Annotated in this window: 18 protein-coding genes; 4 read left to right on the top strand and 14 right to left on the bottom strand. The window is 67.1% G+C overall.

What is annotated here, in order from left to right:
• Positions 1-23 precede the first annotated feature (23 nt).
• Positions 24-899 (bottom strand): oxidoreductase, encoded by an 876-nt coding sequence (locus AC3FNH_RS09065; protein WP_488719817.1) that lies wholly within the window; start codon positions 897-899, stop codon positions 24-26.
• A gap of 206 nt (positions 900-1,105) precedes the next feature.
• On the opposite strand from AC3FNH_RS09065, the gene gcvA reads away from it, so the two are divergent.
• Positions 1,106-2,002 carry a transcriptional regulator GcvA gene (gene gcvA, locus AC3FNH_RS09060; protein ID WP_488719816.1) on the top strand — a complete coding sequence of 299 codons (897 nt, stop codon included), beginning with the start codon at positions 1,106-1,108 and terminating at the stop codon, positions 2,000-2,002.
• Here gcvA and AC3FNH_RS09055 read toward each other — a convergent pair.
• From AC3FNH_RS09055 to AC3FNH_RS09030, 6 genes are all read right to left on the bottom strand, one after another.
• Entirely contained in the window at positions 1,912-3,240 is a 1,329-nt protein-coding gene (locus AC3FNH_RS09055; protein WP_488719815.1) for a CaiB/BaiF CoA transferase family protein, read from the bottom strand. The genes gcvA and AC3FNH_RS09055 overlap by 91 nt on opposite strands.
• Positions 3,241-3,304: 64 nt before the next feature.
• Positions 3,305-4,300 carry a tripartite tricarboxylate transporter substrate binding protein gene (locus AC3FNH_RS09050; protein ID WP_488719814.1) on the bottom strand — a complete coding sequence of 332 codons (996 nt, stop codon included), beginning with the start codon at positions 4,298-4,300 and terminating at the stop codon, positions 3,305-3,307.
• A gap of 39 nt (positions 4,301-4,339) precedes the next feature.
• On the bottom strand, positions 4,340-5,143 hold the full coding sequence (locus AC3FNH_RS09045) for an enoyl-CoA hydratase/isomerase family protein (protein WP_488719813.1): 804 nt from the start codon (positions 5,141-5,143) through the stop codon (positions 4,340-4,342).
• A gap of 10 nt (positions 5,144-5,153) precedes the next feature.
• Complete coding sequence (locus AC3FNH_RS09040) at positions 5,154-5,918, bottom strand: SDR family NAD(P)-dependent oxidoreductase (protein WP_488719812.1); 765 nt, start codon at positions 5,916-5,918, stop codon at positions 5,154-5,156.
• A gap of 1 nt (position 5,919) precedes the next feature.
• Positions 5,920-7,065 (bottom strand): thiolase family protein, encoded by a 1,146-nt coding sequence (locus AC3FNH_RS09035; RefSeq protein WP_488719811.1) that lies wholly within the window; start codon positions 7,063-7,065, stop codon positions 5,920-5,922.
• A 19-nt stretch (positions 7,066-7,084) separates the two neighbouring features.
• Positions 7,085-7,438, bottom strand: coding sequence for a Zn-ribbon domain-containing OB-fold protein (locus AC3FNH_RS09030; protein WP_488719810.1), 354 nt, complete (start codon positions 7,436-7,438; stop codon positions 7,085-7,087).
• 365 nt (positions 7,439-7,803) lie between these two features.
• Between AC3FNH_RS09030 and AC3FNH_RS09025 the strand changes: the two genes are divergently transcribed.
• Positions 7,804-8,136 (top strand): hypothetical protein, encoded by a 333-nt coding sequence (locus AC3FNH_RS09025; protein WP_276101105.1) that lies wholly within the window; start codon positions 7,804-7,806, stop codon positions 8,134-8,136.
• 165 nt (positions 8,137-8,301) lie between these two features.
• Here the strand turns inward: AC3FNH_RS09025 and AC3FNH_RS09020 are convergent, their stop codons facing one another.
• Together AC3FNH_RS09020 and phnN are read right to left on the bottom strand one after the other, a co-directional pair.
• Positions 8,302-9,294, bottom strand: a complete 993-nt coding sequence (locus AC3FNH_RS09020) for a tripartite tricarboxylate transporter substrate binding protein (protein WP_488719809.1) — start codon at positions 9,292-9,294, stop codon at positions 8,302-8,304.
• A gap of 43 nt (positions 9,295-9,337) precedes the next feature.
• A complete protein-coding gene (phnN, locus tag AC3FNH_RS09015; protein WP_488719808.1) occupies positions 9,338-11,146 on the bottom strand; it encodes a phosphonate metabolism protein/1,5-bisphosphokinase (PRPP-forming) PhnN in 1,809 nt (602 codons plus the stop codon).
• Between the two features lie 352 nt (positions 11,147-11,498).
• Here phnN and AC3FNH_RS09010 point away from each other — a divergent pair, with 352 nt between their 5' ends.
• Positions 11,499-12,044 carry a MarR family winged helix-turn-helix transcriptional regulator gene (locus tag AC3FNH_RS09010; RefSeq protein ID WP_276101108.1) on the top strand — a complete coding sequence of 182 codons (546 nt, stop codon included), beginning with the start codon at positions 11,499-11,501 and terminating at the stop codon, positions 12,042-12,044.
• A 90-nt stretch (positions 12,045-12,134) separates the two neighbouring features.
• On the opposite strand, the gene nadC is transcribed toward AC3FNH_RS09010, so the two are convergent.
• Positions 12,135-12,968, bottom strand: coding sequence for a carboxylating nicotinate-nucleotide diphosphorylase (gene nadC / locus AC3FNH_RS09005; RefSeq protein WP_276101109.1), 834 nt, complete (start codon positions 12,966-12,968; stop codon positions 12,135-12,137).
• Between the two features lie 123 nt (positions 12,969-13,091).
• A complete protein-coding gene (locus AC3FNH_RS09000) occupies positions 13,092-14,030 on the bottom strand; it encodes a LysR family transcriptional regulator (protein ID WP_488719807.1) in 939 nt (312 codons plus the stop codon).
• A gap of 159 nt (positions 14,031-14,189) precedes the next feature.
• On the opposite strand from AC3FNH_RS09000, the gene AC3FNH_RS08995 reads away from it, so the two are divergent.
• Positions 14,190-15,104 carry an ATP adenylyltransferase family protein gene (locus AC3FNH_RS08995; protein ID WP_488719806.1) on the top strand — a complete coding sequence of 305 codons (915 nt, stop codon included), beginning with the start codon at positions 14,190-14,192 and terminating at the stop codon, positions 15,102-15,104.
• Positions 15,105-15,116: 12 nt separating this feature from the next.
• Here AC3FNH_RS08995 and fusA read toward each other — a convergent pair whose 3' ends face one another.
• The 3 genes from fusA to AC3FNH_RS08980 form a co-directional block, all read right to left on the bottom strand.
• Positions 15,117-17,183, bottom strand: coding sequence for an elongation factor G (fusA, locus tag AC3FNH_RS08990; RefSeq protein WP_488719805.1), 2,067 nt, complete (start codon positions 17,181-17,183; stop codon positions 15,117-15,119).
• A 174-nt stretch (positions 17,184-17,357) separates the two neighbouring features.
• Positions 17,358-18,800, bottom strand: coding sequence for an NAD(P)/FAD-dependent oxidoreductase (locus AC3FNH_RS08985; protein ID WP_488719804.1), 1,443 nt, complete (start codon positions 18,798-18,800; stop codon positions 17,358-17,360).
• A gap of 16 nt (positions 18,801-18,816) precedes the next feature.
• The gene (locus tag AC3FNH_RS08980) at positions 18,817-19,221 is read right to left on the bottom strand and encodes a nuclear transport factor 2 family protein (RefSeq protein ID WP_488719803.1); all 405 of its coding nucleotides are present in this window, start codon (positions 19,219-19,221) and stop codon (positions 18,817-18,819) included.
• Positions 19,222-19,409 lie beyond the last annotated feature (188 nt).

The raw sequence follows: 19,409 nt of genomic DNA, 5'->3' as shown, positions 1-19,409 counted from the left end.
GAACCGGCCCGGCCTGGTGTCGCTCAGCTCGATGCCGCCACGAGATCGGTGGAAACCGCTACGGCGTGCCAGGCATCCAGTTCGGCCTCCACCTTTCGGTTCTTGGCCGTGATCCGGGCCACGGTATCGGAGCCGAGCGGCAGGCGAACCGGCGGCGTGTCGCTGTCAGCCAGCGTCAGCAACGCCGCTGCCAGCTTGGTCGGATCGCCCGGCTGCTGGTGGTTGGCCGAGTCCATGTGTCCGCGCATCGCGCCCACGGTATCGACGTACTCAGCAATCTCGCTGCCCACACGTACCAGCGAGCTGGCATCGAGGAAGTCCGTGCGGAAGAAGCCCGGTTCGACCACCGTGGCATGGACGCCCAGCGGCGCGAGTTCCGCGGCCAGCGCCTCGGTCAGGCCCTCCACGGCGAACTTGGTGGCGCCGTACACCCCCCAGCCCGGGTAGGCCGCATAGCCGCCGATCGACGAGATATTGATGACGTGGCCGCTGCGCTGGCGGCGCATCTGCGGCAGCACCGCACGCGTCACGCCGAGCAGGCCGAACACATTGGTCGCGAACTGGTTCTGTACCTCCTCGCGCGAGGCCTCCTCTACCGCGCCCAGCAGGCCGTAGCCAGCGTTGTTGACCAGCACGTCGATGCCGCCGAAGCGCGACACGGCGGCCTCGGCTGCGGCAATGGCCTGCTCGTCGCTGTTGACGTCGAGCGCCACGGCCAGCAGATGGTCATGCTCGCCCAGCGCATCGGTGACGGCTTGCGGCCGGCGCGCCGCGGCGACGACGCGGTCGCCGCGGGCCAGTGCGGCACGTGCAATCTCCAGGCCGAAGCCGCGCGAGGCGCCGGTGATGAACCAGACCTTGCTGGTGTTGGCGGAAGCGGTGGTGGTGATATTGGACATGGTGAGTCTCCTTGCGGTGGGTTGGGTTCCTGTTGGTGATGGCGTTGACCACGCAGGAAATGTAGGTCAGTGGAAAAGCTTGCAGTAGATCGACCAATGGCGTTTTACTGGCAACTGATAGTTGCTAATGTGCGCACGCGGCGGATGCCGGCAACGACCGTCTGCCTCGATTGAGCAAATCTCAACCGTATGGCAGACTCGCCGGCATGGATCGACTTCCTCCCCTCAATGCCCTGCGGGCCTTCGAAGCCGCGGCGCGGCACCTGAGCATCACGGTCGCCGCGCAGGAACTGCATGTCACGCCCGGGGCCGTCAGCCGCCAGATACGCGCGCTGGAGGACGGGCTGGGCGTGCAATTGCTGCATCGCGGTCATCGCCAGATCACGCTGACCCATACCGGCGAGGACTACTACCGGGCCGTGACCCGCGCCATGGACGATCTGCGCGAAGCGACGCGCCGGCTGGGCAAGCGCGCCAGGCGCAAGCAGCTCAAGGTGCGCGCGTACACGACCTTTGCGATGCGCTGGCTGATCCCGCGGCTGTCGAGCTTCCACGCGGCCAACCCGGGCATCGAGGTGCTGCTGACCGCCACGCTCGATCCGGTCGATTTCCGCAAGGAGGACATCGACGGGGCGATCCGGCTCGGCGATGGCAAATGGCCGGGGGTAAATGCCCACCGGCTGGTGTCCAACGTGCTGGTGCCCGTGTGCAGCCCCGCGCTGCTGTCGGGCGCTCGCAAGGTCAGGAAGCCGGCTGACCTGCAGCACCATACGCTGCTGCACTCGGTCGCCCGCCCTGACGACTGGGCGCACTGGCTGCGTGTCGCAGGGGCGGACCGCGATGTCGATGTGCGGGGCGGGATGACCTATCAGAGCTCGGCCATGGCCTATGCGGCGGCGATAGAGGGGCTCGGCTTCGCCATCGCGCAGCGTTTCCTGGTGACGGGGGACCTGGCCGCTGGCACGCTGGTCGCGCCGTTCCGCCAGGTGGTGGACATGGGCGAATTCACCTACTACCTGCTGACCCCGGCGGACCGCCGCGAAAGTTCCAGCATGGCGACGTTTCGTACATGGTTGCTGGCGCAGTTCGAGGCGCAGGGATGACTGGCGGCTTCCGGCCGTGACTGAGCTGCCACGGCGGGCACATCCGCGCAGTGGATGGCCTGCCGCGCCAGGAGGCGGTCGATCTCCTCGCCGCTGTAGCCGGCCGCGCGCAGCACCGCGCGCGTGTCCTGCCCGCAAACGGGCGCGGGCCGCGCCGGCTGCGCGTTCTCCTGCGCGCTGTTGATCGGAAAGCCGGGCATGCGGATGTCTCCGAGCACAGGATGCGCTACGTGGCGCACCATGCGGTTCGCGGCGACCTGCGGATGCCGCGCGACATCGTCATAAGTCGCCACGCGAGAGCACAGGATGTCGGCGGCCTGCAGTTCCGCCAGCCAGGCATCGGTGCCGCGCGTCACGAAGACGCGGGTCAGTTCCCTCACCATGTCGGCACGGTTGGCCACGCGCAGTGGCGACGTCGCAAAGCGCGGGTCGTCCGCCAGCGCCGGCACGCCGAGCGCTTCGCACAGGCGTTGCCAGCGGACGGGCATGTATGCCGCGATCATGATCCAGCCATCGGCGGTCTCGAACGCCTGGTTCGGCGCGGAGTAGGGCGCGGCGCTGCCTGCGCGTACCGGCAGTTCGCCGTCGGCGAAATTGCTCGTGATCGACGATTGCTGCAGCGCCAGCGCGGCGTTGAGCAGGTTGACGTCGAGGTGTCCCCCTTGCCCGTCGCGGGCGCGCTGCGCGAGCCGCGCCAGCACGCCGACACATGCGACATAGCCGGTCATGACATCGACCACGGGTGCCTGCACCTTGCATGGCTCGCCACCCGGCACGCCGATCAGGCTCATCAGGCCCGAGTCCGCCTGGATGATGCCATCCACGCCGGCATGGCCGGCATACGGCCCTTCCTGCCCGTATGCGGAAATCGAGCAGTAGACCAGCGACGGATGATCGGCCGACAGCTCCGCATAGCCCAGCCCCAGCCGCGCCATCACACCCGGCCGCATGCTTTCCACGACGATGTCGGCGCCGGCCACCAGGCGCCTCGCGACCGCCACACCGTCTACGGACTTGAGGTCCAGCGCTACGCCGAGCTTGTTGCGGTTGAAGCCGTGGAACAGGGCGCTGTCGTCGCCGATCCAGCCGGGCCCGAGGCCGCGGCCGAGTTCGCCGGCCGGCGGCTCGACCTTGATGACCTTCGCACCCATGTCCGCCAGCAGCATGGTGCAGGTGGGGCCGGCGCCGATCTGGGTGAAATCGATGACGGTCAGGCCGTCCAGTGCGTTGCTCAGCATGTCTGTGCCTCAGCTAGGAAAGAGGATGGGTGGAAAGTGCCCGAGGCGCTGCCGCCGAAGGCGGTCACAGCGCCACCTTGATGCCATTGCCTTCGATCACGCGCTGCCAGCGTTGCAGCTCCCTGCCGAGGTAGGCCTTGAGTTCGGCCGGCGAGGACGGCTGCGGCTCGAAGCCCTGCTGCGCGAGTTGCGCCGTCACCTCGGGGGACCTGAGCGCGGCCACCAGCGCGGCGTTGACCTTGTCGACGACGGTTTTGGGCGTCTGCGCGGGCGCGAGCAGGCTGTACCAGAGTTCGGCGTCATAGCCGGCCAGGCCCGCTTCCGCGAAGGTGGGCAGCTCGGGCATCAGCGCGGTGCGCTTGCTGCCGGCAATGCCCAGGGCACGGAGCTTGCCGGCGCGCACATACTGGATCGCCGAGGCAAAGGTCGCGAAGGAGGCCTGCACCTGCCCGCCCATCAGGTCGGTGATCGAGGGACCCGTGCCCTTGTATGGCACGTGCAGCAGCTCGGTCTTGTTCAGCCGCGCGAAGACCTCGCCGGCGAGATGCTGCGGCGTGCCGTTGCCCGGGCTGCTGTAGCTGATCTTGCCCGGGTTGGCGTGCGTGTACCCGATGAAGTCCTTGAGCGTGCGGAACGGCTGGTCGCTGTTGACCACCAGCATGATCGGCACCGAGGCGATCCGGCCCACGGGCTCGAAGTCGCGGTCAATCTTGAACGGCACTTTCATGCCGAGGAACGGGTTCATGGTCACCTGGCTCGATGCGATCACGAGCGTGTAGCCGTCGGGCGCCGCGTGCGCGACATAGTCGGTGCCGAGGTTGCCGCCGGCGCCTGGCTTGTTCTCGATTACGATGGTCTGGCCGAGCAGCTTGCCCATCTTCGGCGCGACCAGCCGCGCGAGGATGTCATTGCCGCCGCCGGGGGCGAACGGCACTACCAGCGTGATCGGCTTCTGCGCCGGGTAGGGGGCCTGCGCGGCTGCGGGCGCCGGCATGGCGAAACTCGCGGCCGCTAGCAGGCCTGCAAGCGCCGTGCGCGCGGATTGGAAGATGCGTGACATGCTTGTCTCCTGATGATGGTTCATGCCTGAGTGCCGCGCTCAGCGGCCCATGTAGCGCGGCGGTCGTTTTTCGGCGAAGGCCTGCCGGCCTTCCAGCCGGTCGGCGGTATCGCGCAATACGCCCCAATAGAGTTCGGTGAGCTGCTGCGCGTCGGACTCGCCCAGGTGAGGCGTCTGGCGCGACAGCTTCTTGATGGCCTGCACCGCCAGCGGCGCGTTGCGCGCGACCGTGGCGGCCAGCGTGAGGGCGCGGTCGAGCAGGGCCTGCGGCGCGACCGCTTCGGTGACCAGGCCGATGCGCAGGGCCTGCGCCGCATCGATGCGCTCGCCGGTCAGTGCCATCTGCATGGCGTGCGCCGATGGCACCGCCTTGAGCAAGCGGTGGAGGCCGGAGACGGCCGGAATCGACCCGACGGAGGCTTCCGGCAGGCCGAATGTGGCCGCCTGCGACGCCACGCGAAGATCGCATTGGAGCGCTATCTCCAGACCCGCGCCCAGGCAATGGCCATTGACTGCCGCGATCAGTGGCTTCCAGAGCCCGAGGTCGGACAGGTCCATCAGCCGGATGTACAGGCCCAGGTCGGCGGCCTGCTCCGGCGCGCGGAACAGGGCCTCCGGGTACGAGGCCACCGACGTGCGCGTGCTGGACAGGTCGGCCCCCGCGCAGAACGCTCGTGTGCCGGCACCGGTCAGCACCGCGGCGCGCAGGTCGTCGCGGTCGCACACTTCGGCCAGGTGGGCGCGCAGCGCGCGCAGGGCGGACACATCCAGCGCATTGAGCGCCTGCGGCCGGTCGAGGGTAAGGACGGCCACCGCGCCATTGATCTCCATGTGTACGGTCATGGCGGCCTCCTTACACGCTGGGCGACGACAGGCTGCGCCCGCCGCACACATAGAGCGTCTGTCCGGTGACATAGGACGCGCGCGGGTCGAGGAAGAAGCCCACGGCACTGGCGATGTCGTCCGCCGTGCCGATGCGCTGCACCGGCACCGATTTCTGCAGCCGGGCCTGCACCTCGGGCGCAAAGCCGCGGAAGAGCGGCGTATCGACAATGCCCGGCGCCACCGCATTCACGGTGATGCCCTTGGCCGCGAACTCGATCGCGAGCGAGCGCGTCAGGCTGACCACGCCGCCTTTTGCCGCGGAATAGTTGGCCTGGCCGAAGCCGCCCAGCCACGCGCGCGACGAAATGTTCACGACGCGCCCGTAGCCGCGCTCGACCATGCCGGGCAGCGCCGCGCGGCAGCACAGGAACTGCGAGCGAAGGTTGGTATCGATGACGAGGTCCCAGTCTCCATCGCGCATGGACAGGAAGCGCATGTCGCGCACGGCGCCGGCGTTGTTGACCAGGCAGTCGACGCGGCCCGCTTGTGCCTGCACCTGGGCGAAGGCCTCGTTGACGGCGGCGGAGTCGGTCAGGTCGGCCGCGGCGCCGATGACCTTAAGGCCCTCGGCAGCCAGCTTGGACACCGCGTCATCGAGCGTGGCCGCATCGCGGTCCAGCAGCGCGACGGTCAGGCCGCCGCGCGCCAGGTGCGTCGCAATGCCGAGGCCGATGCCGCGCGCCGCGCCGGTGACCACGGCGACGTGGGTGGGGTCAAAGTCTTGCGTGCCCATCTCACACTCCCAGCAGGTGAACCGATGACGCGGCGTGGTCCACGCCCGCAATGCCGCCGCCGGTGCATTGCGTCAGTCCGACGCGGGCGTTGGCAACCTGCCGTGCGCCGGCGCGCTCCTGCAGGTGCCACAGGATTTCCACCATCTGCGCCACGCCGGTGGCGCCGAGCGGATGCCCCTTGGCCAGCAGGCCGCCGCTCGGATTGACCGGCACACGGCCGCCAAGCCGCGTGGCCCCCGACTTCAGCAGGCCTACGGCTTCGCCGTGCGGTGCGAGGCCCAGCGCTTCGTAGTACAGCAACTCGGCGATGGTGAAGGCGTCGTGCAGTTCCACCACGTCGACGTCTTCCGGGCCGAGCCCGGCCTGTTCATAGGCCTGGCGCGCCGCGCGCGCGGTGATCTCGGCGTCGAGGGTGTCGTCGTCCGCCTGTTCGCGCAGGCCGGAGACGACCACCGAGGCCAACACTTTCACCGGACGGTGGCGGGCCGGGCGCTTGGTGCCGACCACCAGCGCAGCCGCGCCATCGACCTGCGAAGGGCAGCATTGCAGCAGCGTCAGCGGGTCGGCGATCATGCGCGAGGCCAGCACTTCTTCCACCGTGGTTTCGGTGCGCTGCTGTGCGAACGGGTTCAGCGAGCCGTTGTGGCGGTTCTTGACGGCCACCTCGGCCATGTCGGCGCGGCTGGCGTCGCGCTCGTGCAGGAAGCGCGTGCCGCGCATCGCATACACCGCCGGCAGGACCATGCCGGCCTTCGCATAGAGGTCGGTCTTGTGGTCATTGCGCTGCATCGGGATGGTGCCGCCGCCAAGCGCGGTGAGCTGCTCGATGCCGAATACCAGCACCGTGTCGTACTGGCCGGCCAGCAGCGCATGGCGCGCCAGGTGCACGCCGGTGGCGCCGCTCGCGCAAGCGTTCTCGACGTTGTAGACCGGGATGCCGCCAAAGCCCAGGTCGCGCACGATGAGCTGGCCGAGGATCATGCCGCCCAGCACATTGGCGCAGTAGATGGCCTGGATGTCGGCCGGCCGCAAGCCGGCGTCGTCCAGCGCCTGGAGGATGGCCTGTTGCGCCAATTCGGGCGCCAGCACGCCACTGTGGCGGCCAAACGGCGTCATGGCGCCGCCGTGGATGTAGATGTCCTGCATCTTGCTTACCTCGTGGGGGTCAGGCCGGCACGGCCAGGAAGACGTAACCGAAGTCGGCATCCGGCTGCGCGGTGTAGCGCTGCCCGATGGCGGGGCGGTCGGTGCCTAGCAGGCGCCCGAAGATGCGCACGGGGCCAGGGAAATCCACATAGCCAAGCGCATAAGGCGCCAATCCGCTCTTCGGGCCCGGATGGATTACGGTAAAGCTGTACACCGATCCCGTGCCGGCCACCGGCGCCACGTCATGGCGCGTGGCGAGCGGCGAGGCATCTGGTACGGCGGGGAATACGTACTCGCCGGTGGCGCGATCGCGCGAGGCGAGCAGTTGCGGCGCAGGGCCGGGGTTCCACAGTGGGTAGGCAAGGTCTGTCACGGCAGTCTCCTGTTGTCGGATATCGGCTGGCCGTGCATCGGTGAGCGCGCGGCCTTGTGCGTAATGGTTGTCGCCGGCGCGGTTCCGTACAAACGATATTTCGGGCGCGGACGATTGAGAAAATCTCAAGCGATAGATGTGAAGGCAGGTACCCGTGGCGGTGGATTCGGCACCGGCCGGCTGCGTGTCCCCGGGCACTGGCACGAACTGCAAAGTTGTTGGCGCGAGTTGCATGGCCCGGGTTGCTGCAAGCGCTAGCCTTGTCAAAGCGGACGGGGCGGTGCGACAGGGCGCCGCGGCCGGCTCGCGTGCGCCGACGTTGTCGCAATCCGATGTTCCCGAAGATTCAGAAGGACGAAACCCGTATGACCTACTCGATTTCCCGCGCTGACCTGGACTCCATCACCGATGCGGAACTGGCGCGCAGCACCATGAAACTCTTGCCGCAGTGGGCGGATATCCCGGTGGAGTTCCGCGACGGCAACGTCTACACGCGGATGGCGCAAGCGCGGCTGCTCGATTACCCGCTGCCCGACGTTTCCATCTCGTTCCTTCCCGGCTTCGACGACGAGGGGGCCTGCAAGGCCATCGACCGCTGCGTCGTCGCGCACCTGAAAGCCTTTGCGCCGCGGCACGAGCACCGGATTGCCGGTGTCGGCTACATGCTGTCGAAGATGTGCAGGATCACGGCTGTCTGATTGCCGGCAGCGGGATCCGCTGCCGGGCAGGCGGCAGGGACGAACGCACTCCCACGAGGGCTGTCGGCGCCCGTGCGGCAACGAGGGTATTCGGAAAGTCGGGGCTGCCTGATGGGCCTGATGGGCCTGGGGCCTGACGGCGTCAGGTGGATGCCCCAGGCGGTGTCAGTCGAGGTTCAGGTTGATCTTCGACACCAGCTTTTGCCAGCGATCGATGTCGCTGTTCACCAGCTTCTGGAATTCGCCCGGCGTACTGGTCGTGGCGGCGAAGCCGAGCTGCGCCAGCGATGCCTTGATCTCGGGCTTGGCCACGGCGCGGGCGATCTCCGCGTTCAGCTTTTGCACGATTTCGGGCGGCGTATTCGCGGGCGCGAGGATGCCGAACCATTGGTCGACGTCATAGCCGGGAACGCCAAGTTCGCTGACCGTGGGCACATCGGGCAGCAGCGGCGAGCGGGCCCTTGAGGTCACGGCGAGCGCGCGCAGCTTGTTGCTCTTGAGATAGGGAACGGTGTTGGGCAGCGTGTTGATGCTGACTTGCGCCTGTCCGCCCAGCACGTCGGCGAGCGCGGGCGCGCAGCCCTTGTAGGGCACGTGCAGCATATCGATCTTCGCCGACATCTTGAGCAGCTCGCCGGCCAGGTGTTGTGGCGTGCCGTTGCCGCACGAAGCATAGCTTGGCGGCGTGGCGCTCTTGCCGGCAGCCAGCAGGTCCCTGAATGTGCGGATGCCGGAGCTCTGCGGGACGGCGATGACCGACGGGACCGACGCAAAGGTGATGACCGCGCTGAAGTCGCTCTTAGGGTCGAACTGCAGCTTCTTGAAGACGCCGGGATTGATGGCAAAGCTGCTGTTGACGATCAGCAGTGTGTAGCCATCGGCCGGGCTCTTGGCGACAAACTCCGCGCCGATGTTGCCGCTGGCGCCGGGGCGATTGTCGACCACGACAGGCTGTCCCAGGCTTTTGCTGATGTCGTTGCCGATCAACCGCGCCAGTACATCCGTGCCGCCGCCGGCCGGGAATGTGACGACCATGCGGATCGGCTTTTGCGGAAATGTGCTTGCAATGTTGGCCTCCGCCCGCCCGGGCAGGGTGCCCAGGCTGCCAGCGACAAACAGCAGCGATGCCAGACTACGGACGACGGATAGGGGTCTCATTGGTATGCCTCGTCGGCTAGGGTGGGGGAAAGGGAAAGCCAGGTCAATCGGGATCAACGCGCACTGCGCCCGGACATTCACCGGCGGGCCGCGTCATGGCGACCGCCGCAGCGAGGTCTTCGGCGTTCTCGGCATGGATGCGGTACAGCGGCTCGCCCGCCGCGACGGATGCGCCGATCGTGCACAGCAGGTCGATGCCCGCACCGGCGCGACGCGGCGCACCCGCCGCCCGCGCGATGCCGGAGATCTGCCAGCCATTGATGGCGCCGACACGGCCGGAAACGGTCGCCATGGCCACGTGGGTGTGCGAACCCGGCATCACCGGATCGGCGCGGACGCCCTGCGCGGCAACAATCCGCTCGAACGCAGCCCGGGCATTGCCGTCGTCGAGCAGCGCCGTCGCAATACGCATGCCTTGCGCCGGGGACTCCACCCGCGGATCGAAGGCGATGATCTCGCCCGCGAAGCGCAAGGCCTTTTCGCGCAGGTCCGCGGGGGCGTCGGGGTGGTTGTCGAGCACCTGCCGGACATCGCGGACTTCCAGCGCCGGGCCGATACCCCGGCCGATCGGCCGGGTCCCGTCCGTGACGCACGCGCGCACGCGCAGGCCCAGCCCTTTGCCGACTTCCTCGAACAGTGACGCGAGCGCCTCGGCATCGGCGCGCGTGGACAGCTTGGTCTGCGCGCCGTAGGGAAGGTCGACGATGATGTGGGTAGCGCCGGCGGTTGCCTTCTTCGACAGGATGGAGGCCACGGCCCAGCGGCGCGAATCGAGGCCGAGCGGCCGCGTGATGGCGTTCATCACGTCGTCGATGACCGAATGGTTCATGCGCCCGTTCCATGCAATGCACGCGCGGGCCTCGGCCACGCAGCGGCGCACGTCGTCATGGGTCAGGTCCACGCGGGCGATCGTTTCCATGGCGTCGGCCGTGCCGGCGGCCGACGTGATCGCGCGCGATGAGGTCTTGGGCATCGCCAGCCCGTACGCAGCGACGATCGGCACCACGATCAGCGTGATGCGGCTGCCCGGTACGCCGCCCATGGAATGCTTGTCGACGACGATCGGCTCGTCCCATTCGATGCGCGGGGTAAAGCGGGTCCGCGCGCGGGCCAGCGCGGCCACCTCACCATCGTCGAGCGAGCGCGTCGCGGCCGTCAGGAAGGCCGTCAGTTCCTGCTCGGTGTAGCGCCCGGCAATGGCATCGCGCAGGATGGCTTCGTAGGCGCCTTCGTCCAGCGACTGGCCGTCCAGCTTGTCCGCCAGGTGGCGTCGGCTCGCGGGCTGCGCGACGGAACCGGCGTTGATGCCGTGCTTCAAGGCATCGGTGAAGCGCGCCACGCCGAGATCCAGCGTGCTGTCGTTCGATACCGTGACGCACCGGACGCCGTCAGGCATCGGCGGGGCCGGACGCGCCACGCGGCGCAGCACGTCGTCGCCCGATTCGCGCCCGCGCGTGGCGATCCGCTGCGCGAGCACTTCTTGCGGTGCGGTCACGTTTACCACAACGAAGCAGGGCAGTTGCTGCGCCAGCATGGCGATCACGCCGCGCGAGCCATTGGCGACCACGTGTTTCCCGGCTTCCAGCAGTCCGAGCAGCCACTGCGGCAGCCCATAGCGAAGCCCGTGCGCGTTCCACGTCACCAGGAATTCTCCGTTGCGTTCGCGTTCGATGAACTCGGCCTCTGCAACGCCTTCGTGGTCTTCGCCTGGCGATCCGCTCGGGCGCGTGATGACGCGCCGCGCAAAGACGTAATCGCTGCTGTCGAGCGCGGCGCGCGCACCATCAATGAGGGAATCCTTGCCTGCGCCGCTGGGGCCCACCACAAGGAAGAACGTGCCGGTCTCTTTCATGATTACCTTAGACGTCGAAGATGTTTTCGTATGCTAGCACCGGGCCTCATGGTGTCAAGGTAAGTTCGATGTCTAAGTAAATGCAAGCAATGGGCCAGCTCCCGCAAACCGAGCGTGTACGCGGCAATTGCGGCCTTCTAGGGGAAAACACCGGGATGGGGATGCGCGTCGGCGGTGCGGCATGCATCGACGCCGCGCATGCCGCACTGATGTAGTGATCGCTACATAGCAAGAGGCGGGCGAAGCCACGGGCCAAACGGGTGGACGATGGCGGGAAGCGCTATCATGTGCACCGTCCCGCTCCTGGCTCTTGCGGCTAGAGCGGCTCGCATAGCTTCCTTATGTCATCACTATGGCCACGAAAAAGCAGGAATCCCCGGTCACGATCACGCCGTCCGATGAGGTTGACGAAGAGCGCCTGGCGCACCTGGTCAAGGACGCTGCGCGCGCCTATATCCGCTCGTTGCAACTACGGCTTGCGCAGCATTCCGTGTCGTACGGACACTGGACGATCCTGCGGATCCTGTGGCGCCATGATGGCCTGTCGCAGCGCGAACTGAGCGAGCGCGCCGGCGTGACCGAGCCCACCACCTTCGCGGCGGTCAAGGCGCTGGAAGCGCTGGGCTATGTGGAGCGGATGCACCTGCCGGGGAACAAGAAGAAGGTGCACGTGTTCCTGAGCAAGGCGGGGCGCGCGCTCAGGCGCAAGCTCGAGCCGCTGGCTGAGGAAGTCAATGCCATCAGCGTGGAGGGCGTGACCGAAGAAGATGTGCTGACCACGCGCCGCGTGCTGATCTCGATTGCCGGGAAGCTGGTGGCCGACGAGGCCGCGCTGGCGGAAAGCGGCCGCAGGATGCCTTCGACGCAGGAAGTCGGGCGCCTGCTGGCGGATCTTTGATACCGCAAGACAAAAAGTCCCTCGCCGGGCCAGGCCGGCGAGGGAGAAGCGCCCTCGGGTAGACGAGGAGCAGATTCGCGTGGGGGCGGATCAGGCTTCGTCCAGCCCGATGTCGACGGCTGGCGCCGATTGCGTGATCTTGCTGGTCGAGATGTAGTCCACGCCGGTTTCCGCCACCGCGCGGATCGTTTCCAGGCGGATGCCGCCCGAAGCCTCGACCCTGGTCCGGCCGTTGACGATCTGGACGGCTTCCTTCATGTCAGGCAGCGACATGTTGTCGAGCATGATCACATCCACGCCGGCATCCAGCGCCTCGCGCACCTGGTCAAGGCGGTCGCACTCGACCTCGAGCTTGGTCAGCACCGGCAACTTTCTGCGCACGCGCGCCACGGCGGCGGCAATGCTGCCGCACACGGCGATATGGTTGTCCTTGACCATCACGCCGTTGTCGAGGCTCAGCCGGTGATTCAGGCCCCCGCCACAGGTAACGGCATGCTTTTCCAGTGCCCGCAGGCCCGGCGTGGTCTTGCGGCTGTCGATCAGGCGCGCCTTGGTGTGCGCGATTTCGTCGACATACCTTGACGTGAGGTTGGCGATGCCGCACAGCCGCTGCATGATGTTGAGCGCCGTGCGCTCGGCGGTCAGCACGCTGCGCGCATTGCCGCTGACGTTCAGCAGCACCGCGCCTTTTCCGACCTTGTCCCCGTCCGCCACGCGCACGTCGATCGCAAGGGTGGGGTCGTAGCGCGCGAAGATGCGCGCCGCCACGTCGATGCCCGCGATGATCATCGGCTCGCGCGCGTTCATGCAGAACGTGCCGGTCTCGCCCGGTTCGATCATGGTCTGGACCGTCAGGTCACAGATGCCGATGTCTTCGGTCAGCCAGAGGTCGATCAGCTTGTCGGTGGAGAAAATGTCATACATGTGTCGCTCCTGAGTGGTCGGTTGCCGTACCCGAGATATCTTAGATATCGAAGTACATGGCGCAATCCTAGCACTTGCAGGAGCTGTGTCAATAATTATTCGATGTCTAAGATTATTGGGGCGTCAGGATGTCGCTGAGGCGGCCCCGGCCAACCGCACCAGCGCATCTTCCGAACCCCGGCTGGCTTCGACCACGAAATCGATGAAGCGCCGCACGCGTGCCGGCATCTGGCTGCGCCGCGGATAGTAGAGGTGCAGGCCCACGCTGCTGGCGCTGAGCCCCGGCAGGATGGCCTTGAGCCGGCCCGCGAGCAGGTCCGCGTGGACCGTGTATGCACCGAGCTGGCCGATGCCGATACCGGCGCGCACCGCTTCGACTTCGGTCTCGACATCATTGAACGTGGCCACGGCAGGCATCTCCTCGTACACGAGATTGCCTTCCACCTGTAGTTCCCACGGCACGATGCGGCCGGTTACGGGCCGCCGGAAGCCCGTGCATTGGTGGTGCCGGAGCGCTTCCAGTGTCATCGGCTCGCCATGCCTGGCCAGGTAGGCGGGCGCTGCGCAGATGACCAGGGGCAGGTCGCACAGGCGCCGCGCTACGAGGTTCTGCGCGGGACTGGTACCCGCACGCAAGCCGATATCGATCTGCGCTTCGACGAGGTCCGTGAACAGGTCGCTCAGCACCACGTCGAACGTGATGCCGGGCCAGTTCTCGCGGAACGCGTGAATCAGCGGCACCAGCACGCGGCTGCCGATCGACGGCGGTGCGGTGACGCGGATCAGGCCATCGTCCTCGCTCCGGCTGCTGCGCACCTGCTCGAGCGCTTCGTCGAGCAGCCGCATGCCAGGCGCAGCCAGTTCGAACAGCCTCGCGCCCTCGGTGGTGAGGCTGAGCTTGCGCGTGGTCCGGTGCAGGAGCCTGATGCCGAGTTCCGCTTCCAGGGTGCGCACGGCCTTGCTGACCGCTTGCGGCGTGACGCCGGCCTCGACGGCAGCGCCGCGGAAGCTGCCGGCGCGCACCACGCCAAGGAATAGGGTCAGGACGCGGGCCTTGTCCATGATTGGTAGTCTTCAGTTGCGAACAGGTCGATGATAGGGTGCGCGGCATGGGAATCGCACGCGCGGTTGGACTATAACCAAACGAGGACATCAGGGTCTGTTCGTAAAGACGAAGGCGCCGCGTCCTCCTGACGAATCTGGCACCCGGGATTTTGCAAGATGCCCCATTTCCACCTGCCGCCGGGTACGCTGTGGCCTGCCGTAGTGCGCAAGACCTCGCACGCGCTGGCCTGCGGCGCGCTGCACCCGATCGAGACGACCACATCGTTCATCGAGGACTGTGGGGTGTGCTTCGTTGTGCGTCAGGTGTCCAGCCTTGCCCGCAAGGACAAGGCAAGGCACCAGGACGAAGCCGGCGTGCGCCGTGCACAGGCGGACCCGTTCCAGCCTTGTGATCCCGACCTGCTGGTTGGCGATATTTCGGATAGCCATCTGGCGGTGCTCAACAAGTTCAGCGTCATCGACCACCACCTGCTGATCGTCACGCGTTATTTTGCCCCGCAGGAGGCTCTGCTGAACGTCGCGGATTTCGCGGCGCTGCTGGCGTGCATGGCCGAGTACCCCAGCCTCGGTTTCTACAACGGCGGGCGGATTGCCGGTTCCAGCCAGCCGCACAAGCACCTGCAGACGGTGCCGCTCGCCGGAGCGGGTTCGACGGTGCCCATCGCGCCTTTGCTGGCTTTGGCCACCACGGGGACGGGAGAGCCATGCAGCGTGCCAGGCCTGGATTTCCCGCACGCGTTCGCGGCGCTCGATCAGACGGGGCCAGTGGACGTGCTGGCGCGCATCGCCTGCGAGCGCTATTACAGGTTGCTGGGTGCGGTCGGGCTGGGCGCGGTGGAGGTCGAAGGGGAGCCGCACCAGTCGGCTCCCTACAACCTGCTCGTCATGCCGGAAGGCATGCTGCTGGTGCCACGGCGTGCGGCGGAAGTGGAAGGTGTTGCGCTGAATGCGCTGGGCTTCGCGGGGACGCTCTTCGTCCGAAACGCCGCGCAGATGCACACCATCAGGCAGCTTGGCCCGATGACCATTCTGCGGCGCGCGGCGGGTGTGGCGCCGCCGGGGCGCGCTTGAGGCTATCTGCCGTCAGCCACCGTTATCCCCTTGCGCCTTGTGCTTTGCCGCCATCTTCTCCTGCTGCCCGGGCGGCACGCCTTCGTAATGGCTGAACTGGATGGTGTAGCTGCCATGGCCACCGGTCAGGCTGTTCAGGCGCGACTGGTAGTCGTTGAGTTCGGACAGCGGCACCTTGCCGGCCACGATCACGGTGTTGGCGGCGCCCGTGCGCGTGCCATGCACCTGGCCACGCTTGGACGAGAGGTCGCCGATCACGTCGCCCATGGAGGTATCCGGCATCATCACCTCGATGTCGACCACCGGTTCCAGCACGCTGGGCCTGGCCTTGAGCACCGCGTCGATAAACGCCTTGCGGCCGGCGGCGGCAAATGCCACTTCCTTGGAATCCACGGGATGGCTCTTGCCGTCCAGCACGGTGACGCGCACGTCCTGCATCGGGAAGCCGGCCAGCGGCCCGCTTTCCAGCGCCTGGCGGATGCCCTTTTCCACGGCTGGAATGAACTGTCCGGGAATGGCGCCGCCCTTGACCGCGTCGATGAACTCGAAGCCTTCGCCGCGTGGCAGCGGCTCGACGCGCAACATCACTTCGCCGAACTGGCCGGCGCCGCCGGTCTGCTTCTTGTGGCGATGATGGCCTTCGGCGGAGCCGCCGATGGTCTCGCGATACGCAATGCGCGGCGGCCGCGTGACGACCTCCAGCTTGTACTGTTCGGTCAGCCGCTCCAGCACGCAGCGCAGGTGGAATTCGCCCAGGCCAAGCAGCACGGTTTCGTTGGTGCCGGCCGGGTGTTCGATGCGCAGGCACGGGTCCTCGGCAGCCAGCTTGTGCAGGACTTCGGCCATGCGCTGCTCGTTGCCGCGGCGCGCGGGTTCGATGGCCAGGCCGTAGATCGGCGTCGGGAATTCCAGCGGGATCAGGTGGATATTGCCGTCTTCGGTGGCGTCGTGGAGCACCGCATCGAAGCCGATCTCGTCGATCTTGGCGACGGCGCAGATGTCGCCCGGCCCGGCGCGCGGCACTTCCTCGTGTTCCTTGCCCTGCAGCAGCAACAGGTGCGCCACCTTGAACGGCTGGCGCGCATCGCCGATATAGAGCTGGCTGTCGCGCGTCACCGTGCCCTGGTGGATGCGGAATATGGCCATCTTGCCGACGTAGGGATCCATCACGATCTTGAAGACGTGAGCCAGCACGTGCTTGTCCGGTACCGGCTCGGCACGCACTTCCTTCTTGCGCTCGGCGCCCTCGCTGCCTTCGCCGACGCTGCGGTAGAACATCGGCGGGTTGCCTTCGGTCGGGTTCGGCAGCAGCCGCACGAAGGCGTCCAGCAACTCGCGCACGCCGGCGCCAGTGGCGGCGGAAGTGAAGCAGATCGGCACCAAGTGCCCTTCGCGCAGCGCGCGCTCGAACGGCGCGTGCAACTGCTCGGGCTGGATGGCCTCGCCTTGCTCCAGGTACAGCTCCATCAGCTCGGGATCGATCTCGATCACCTGATCCACCAGCGCATCATGCGCGGCCGGCACGCTCAGGAAGTCCGATTCCCCGGCCGGGTTGAAGAAGCAGTCCACCACCTGGCTGCCGTTCGCGGCCGGCAGGTTGATCGGCAGGCACTCCTTGCCAAAGGCTTCCTGGATATCGGCGAGCAGCGCGGGCAGGTCGACCTTCTCGCCGTCGATGCCGTTGATGATGATCATCCGGCACAGCTTGCGCGCCTGTGCCCACGCCATGGCGCGCCGTGTGGTCATTTCGATGCCGGTCTGGGCATTGATGACGATGGCCGCGGTCTCCACGGCGGGCAGCGCGCCGATGGCCTGGCCGGAGAAATCGGGGTACCCCGGGGTATCGACCAGGTAGATGCGGGTATCGCGGAAATCGACGTGCAGGACTGCTGAGGTGAGGGAGTGGTGGTATTTGCGCTCGAGCGGGTCAAAGTCGCTGACCGTGGAGCCCCGCTCGACGCTGCCCGGGGCATGCAGGGCTCCCCCCCTGTGCAGCAGCGCTTCGGCCAGTGTGGTCTTGCCGCAACCCGCATGGCCGAGCAGGGCAATGGTACGGATTGCGTCGGGACTGTAGTGCATGGCAGCTCTCGTCCGGCAATGGCAGTCAGGCCATTATTGGCGAAAATCGCCGGAAGCACCATATGCGCGCAGGGCGCCAACGGGCGGCAACAGACAAAGGTGTTTCTCGTCCGTCACACCGGTACGTGCCGGCGGGACGCTGCATTGCAGCATATCCCGCCGCTGAATCATGGCTCAGATGACTTCGTCCTTCAGGTGATACCAGTGGTACAGGAAGCGCTGGCCGAGCCGTCGGAACGGGGCGAACATCTGCGATTCCACCATTTCCCGGACATTCGGGAATGGCAGCGGCGCGCGGAAGATCGGCAGTTGCGGCAGCGATGCTTCCTTGCCCGCGATCAGCGCCGCCAGCCGCCTGCCGGCCTGGGCGGAATACATCACGCCGTTGCCGCCATATCCCATCGCGTAGTAGATCGACTGCGCCGGGTCAGGCTGCGTGATGCGCGGCATCATGTCGTGGCTCACGTCGACCCAGCCCCACCACGAGTAGTCGATCTGGATGCCGCGCAGCGCCGGGAACTTGCGGTACATGTCGTTGACCAGCTTCTGGCGGTACTGGTCCTGGGGCGCATCATTGCCCGTGATCGCGCTGCGGCTGCCGATCTGCAGGCGGCCATCTGGCATCAGGCGGTAGTAGTGGCGCAGGATGCGGGTGTCGGTGATGACCTGGGTCGTGCGGAAGTTGCAAGCCTCGATCTCGGCGGGCGTCAGCACGCGCGTGACGATCGAGTTCGACAGGATCGGGAACAGCCGGTTCTTCAGTTGCGGATGCAGGGACTGCGAGGTATAGCCGCCTGTGGCCACGCCGACCGCGCGGGCGCGCACGATGCCACCGGGCGTGCGCAGGTAGTGCACGCCATTGCGGGTTTCCCAGCCGGTCACGGGGCTGGACGGATGCACCTTGACGCCCAGTTCGCGCGCGCGGCGCAGGTAGCCGAAGGCAAGCTTGCCGGCATGGATGCCGATGCCTTCGGGTTCATGCATGGCGCCCGCGGCTTCCTTGTCGTCGACGTATTCGCGCCGCACGGTGTCGGCGTCGAAGATGCGCGCGTCGTACTTGAAGACCTCGCGCAGGATCTTCGCTTCCTTCTCCAGCGCGGGCATGGCCTTGTCGCGGTGGGCGATATACAGGTGGCCACCGGGCTGCGGATCGCAGTCGATGTCCTTGATCAGGTCCTTGAAGGTCTGCATGCCGGCGCAGACTTCTTCATGCAGTTGCAGTGCCGTGTCCAGGCCGTAGCGTTGGATCCACTGCGAGCGCTTGAGGCGGCCTGAAGCGCACTGAGCCTGGCCGCCATTGCGGGTGCTGCAGCCCCAGCTGACGCGGTTGGCCTCGAGCACGGTGGCCTTGATGCCGTGTTCCTGCGCCAGGAAGATGGCGCAGGTCAGCCCGGTGAAGCCCGAGCCGATGATGGCGACGTCCACGTCGATATCGTGCGTGATGGGGCCGTCGTCGGCAGGCGGCTCGCCGGCGGTGCCGATCCAGTAGGTCGGCGCGTATTCGCGGCCCTGACCCGGCGTGGGCGTGCGCAGCGGGTCGTAGGCGGGGTCGTACGGCCGCGACGGCGCGGTGGCATTGCCGCCGTTCAGGATGTTGCGGGTGGCTACAGCTTCCATGGCGCGTCTCCGGTGCTCAGGCGGCGTTGCCGACCGGGGGGCGATCCTTGCGGTAGGCGTTCTTCACCGCGATCTTGCCGTCGCGGAACGTGAATACGTCCACCATGCGTGCTTCGATGCGCGCGCCGTCGGCGCGGGTGCCGCGGAAGGTCGATTCGCTCACGCCGCGGTCGCCGGACACGAAATGCTCGCCCTCGGTCCACGAGGCGTCGGGAAAGGTCTGCCAGGCCAGCACGAAGCCTTCGCGCACGGCGTCGCGGCCGATAAAGCTGCGCCCGAGCAGCTCGCCGCCGGCTACGCCGTGGAAGGCGCAGTCGTCGGCCATGAAGCTCATCAGCGCGTCGATGTCGTGGCGGTTCCAGGCGTCGTTGAAGGCTTGCAGGAGGTCGGTGCCGACCGGGCTGTTGCTGGGCTTGCTCATTTAGGTCTCCTTGGTATCGCGTGACGATGCGGCGGCGGGGGCCGCGCATCGGCCATGACCTGAGGATAGGGAGCGCGCGCGTCGTGTTGTAGGACCAGTTGGCGGGAATCGCTTGGGCCAGCGGTGGAATGGGACTGGAATCTTCTGGCGGAACGCTTGCGGCACGTTCGAACATGCAGAAAGGGCTA

It is taken from the genome of Cupriavidus sp. 22TCCZM01-5 (assembly GCF_057798915.1).
Note: the sequence above shows the minus strand (reverse complement) of the source record. Positions and strands in the feature narration are given on the sequence as shown.

Excerpts from the sequence above, each read along its gene's own strand:
- AC3FNH_RS09065 (WP_488719817.1), bottom strand. The coding sequence starts at position 899 with ATGTCCAATATCACCACCACCGCTTCCGCCAACACCAGCAAGGTCTGG.
- gcvA (WP_488719816.1), top strand. The coding sequence starts at position 1,106 with ATGGATCGACTTCCTCCCCTCAATGCCCTGCGGGCCTTCGAAGCCGCG.
- AC3FNH_RS09055 (WP_488719815.1), bottom strand. The coding sequence starts at position 3,240 with ATGCTGAGCAACGCACTGGACGGCCTGACCGTCATCGATTTCACCCAG.
- AC3FNH_RS09050 (WP_488719814.1), bottom strand. The coding sequence starts at position 4,300 with ATGTCACGCATCTTCCAATCCGCGCGCACGGCGCTTGCAGGCCTGCTA.
- AC3FNH_RS09045 (WP_488719813.1), bottom strand. The coding sequence starts at position 5,143 with ATGACCGTACACATGGAGATCAATGGCGCGGTGGCCGTCCTTACCCTC.
- AC3FNH_RS09040 (WP_488719812.1), bottom strand. The coding sequence starts at position 5,918 with ATGGGCACGCAAGACTTTGACCCCACCCACGTCGCCGTGGTCACCGGC.
- AC3FNH_RS09035 (WP_488719811.1), bottom strand. The coding sequence starts at position 7,065 with ATGCAGGACATCTACATCCACGGCGGCGCCATGACGCCGTTTGGCCGC.
- AC3FNH_RS09025 (WP_276101105.1), top strand. The coding sequence starts at position 7,804 with ATGACCTACTCGATTTCCCGCGCTGACCTGGACTCCATCACCGATGCG.
- AC3FNH_RS09020 (WP_488719809.1), bottom strand. The coding sequence starts at position 9,294 with ATGAGACCCCTATCCGTCGTCCGTAGTCTGGCATCGCTGCTGTTTGTC.
- phnN (WP_488719808.1), bottom strand. The coding sequence starts at position 11,146 with ATGAAAGAGACCGGCACGTTCTTCCTTGTGGTGGGCCCCAGCGGCGCA.
- AC3FNH_RS09010 (WP_276101108.1), top strand. The coding sequence starts at position 11,499 with ATGGCCACGAAAAAGCAGGAATCCCCGGTCACGATCACGCCGTCCGAT.
- nadC (WP_276101109.1), bottom strand. The coding sequence starts at position 12,968 with ATGTATGACATTTTCTCCACCGACAAGCTGATCGACCTCTGGCTGACC.
- AC3FNH_RS09000 (WP_488719807.1), bottom strand. The coding sequence starts at position 14,030 with ATGGACAAGGCCCGCGTCCTGACCCTATTCCTTGGCGTGGTGCGCGCC.
- AC3FNH_RS08995 (WP_488719806.1), top strand. The coding sequence starts at position 14,190 with ATGCCCCATTTCCACCTGCCGCCGGGTACGCTGTGGCCTGCCGTAGTG.
- fusA (WP_488719805.1), bottom strand. The coding sequence starts at position 17,183 with ATGCACTACAGTCCCGACGCAATCCGTACCATTGCCCTGCTCGGCCAT.
- AC3FNH_RS08985 (WP_488719804.1), bottom strand. The coding sequence starts at position 18,800 with ATGGAAGCTGTAGCCACCCGCAACATCCTGAACGGCGGCAATGCCACC.
- AC3FNH_RS08980 (WP_488719803.1), bottom strand. The coding sequence starts at position 19,221 with ATGAGCAAGCCCAGCAACAGCCCGGTCGGCACCGACCTCCTGCAAGCC.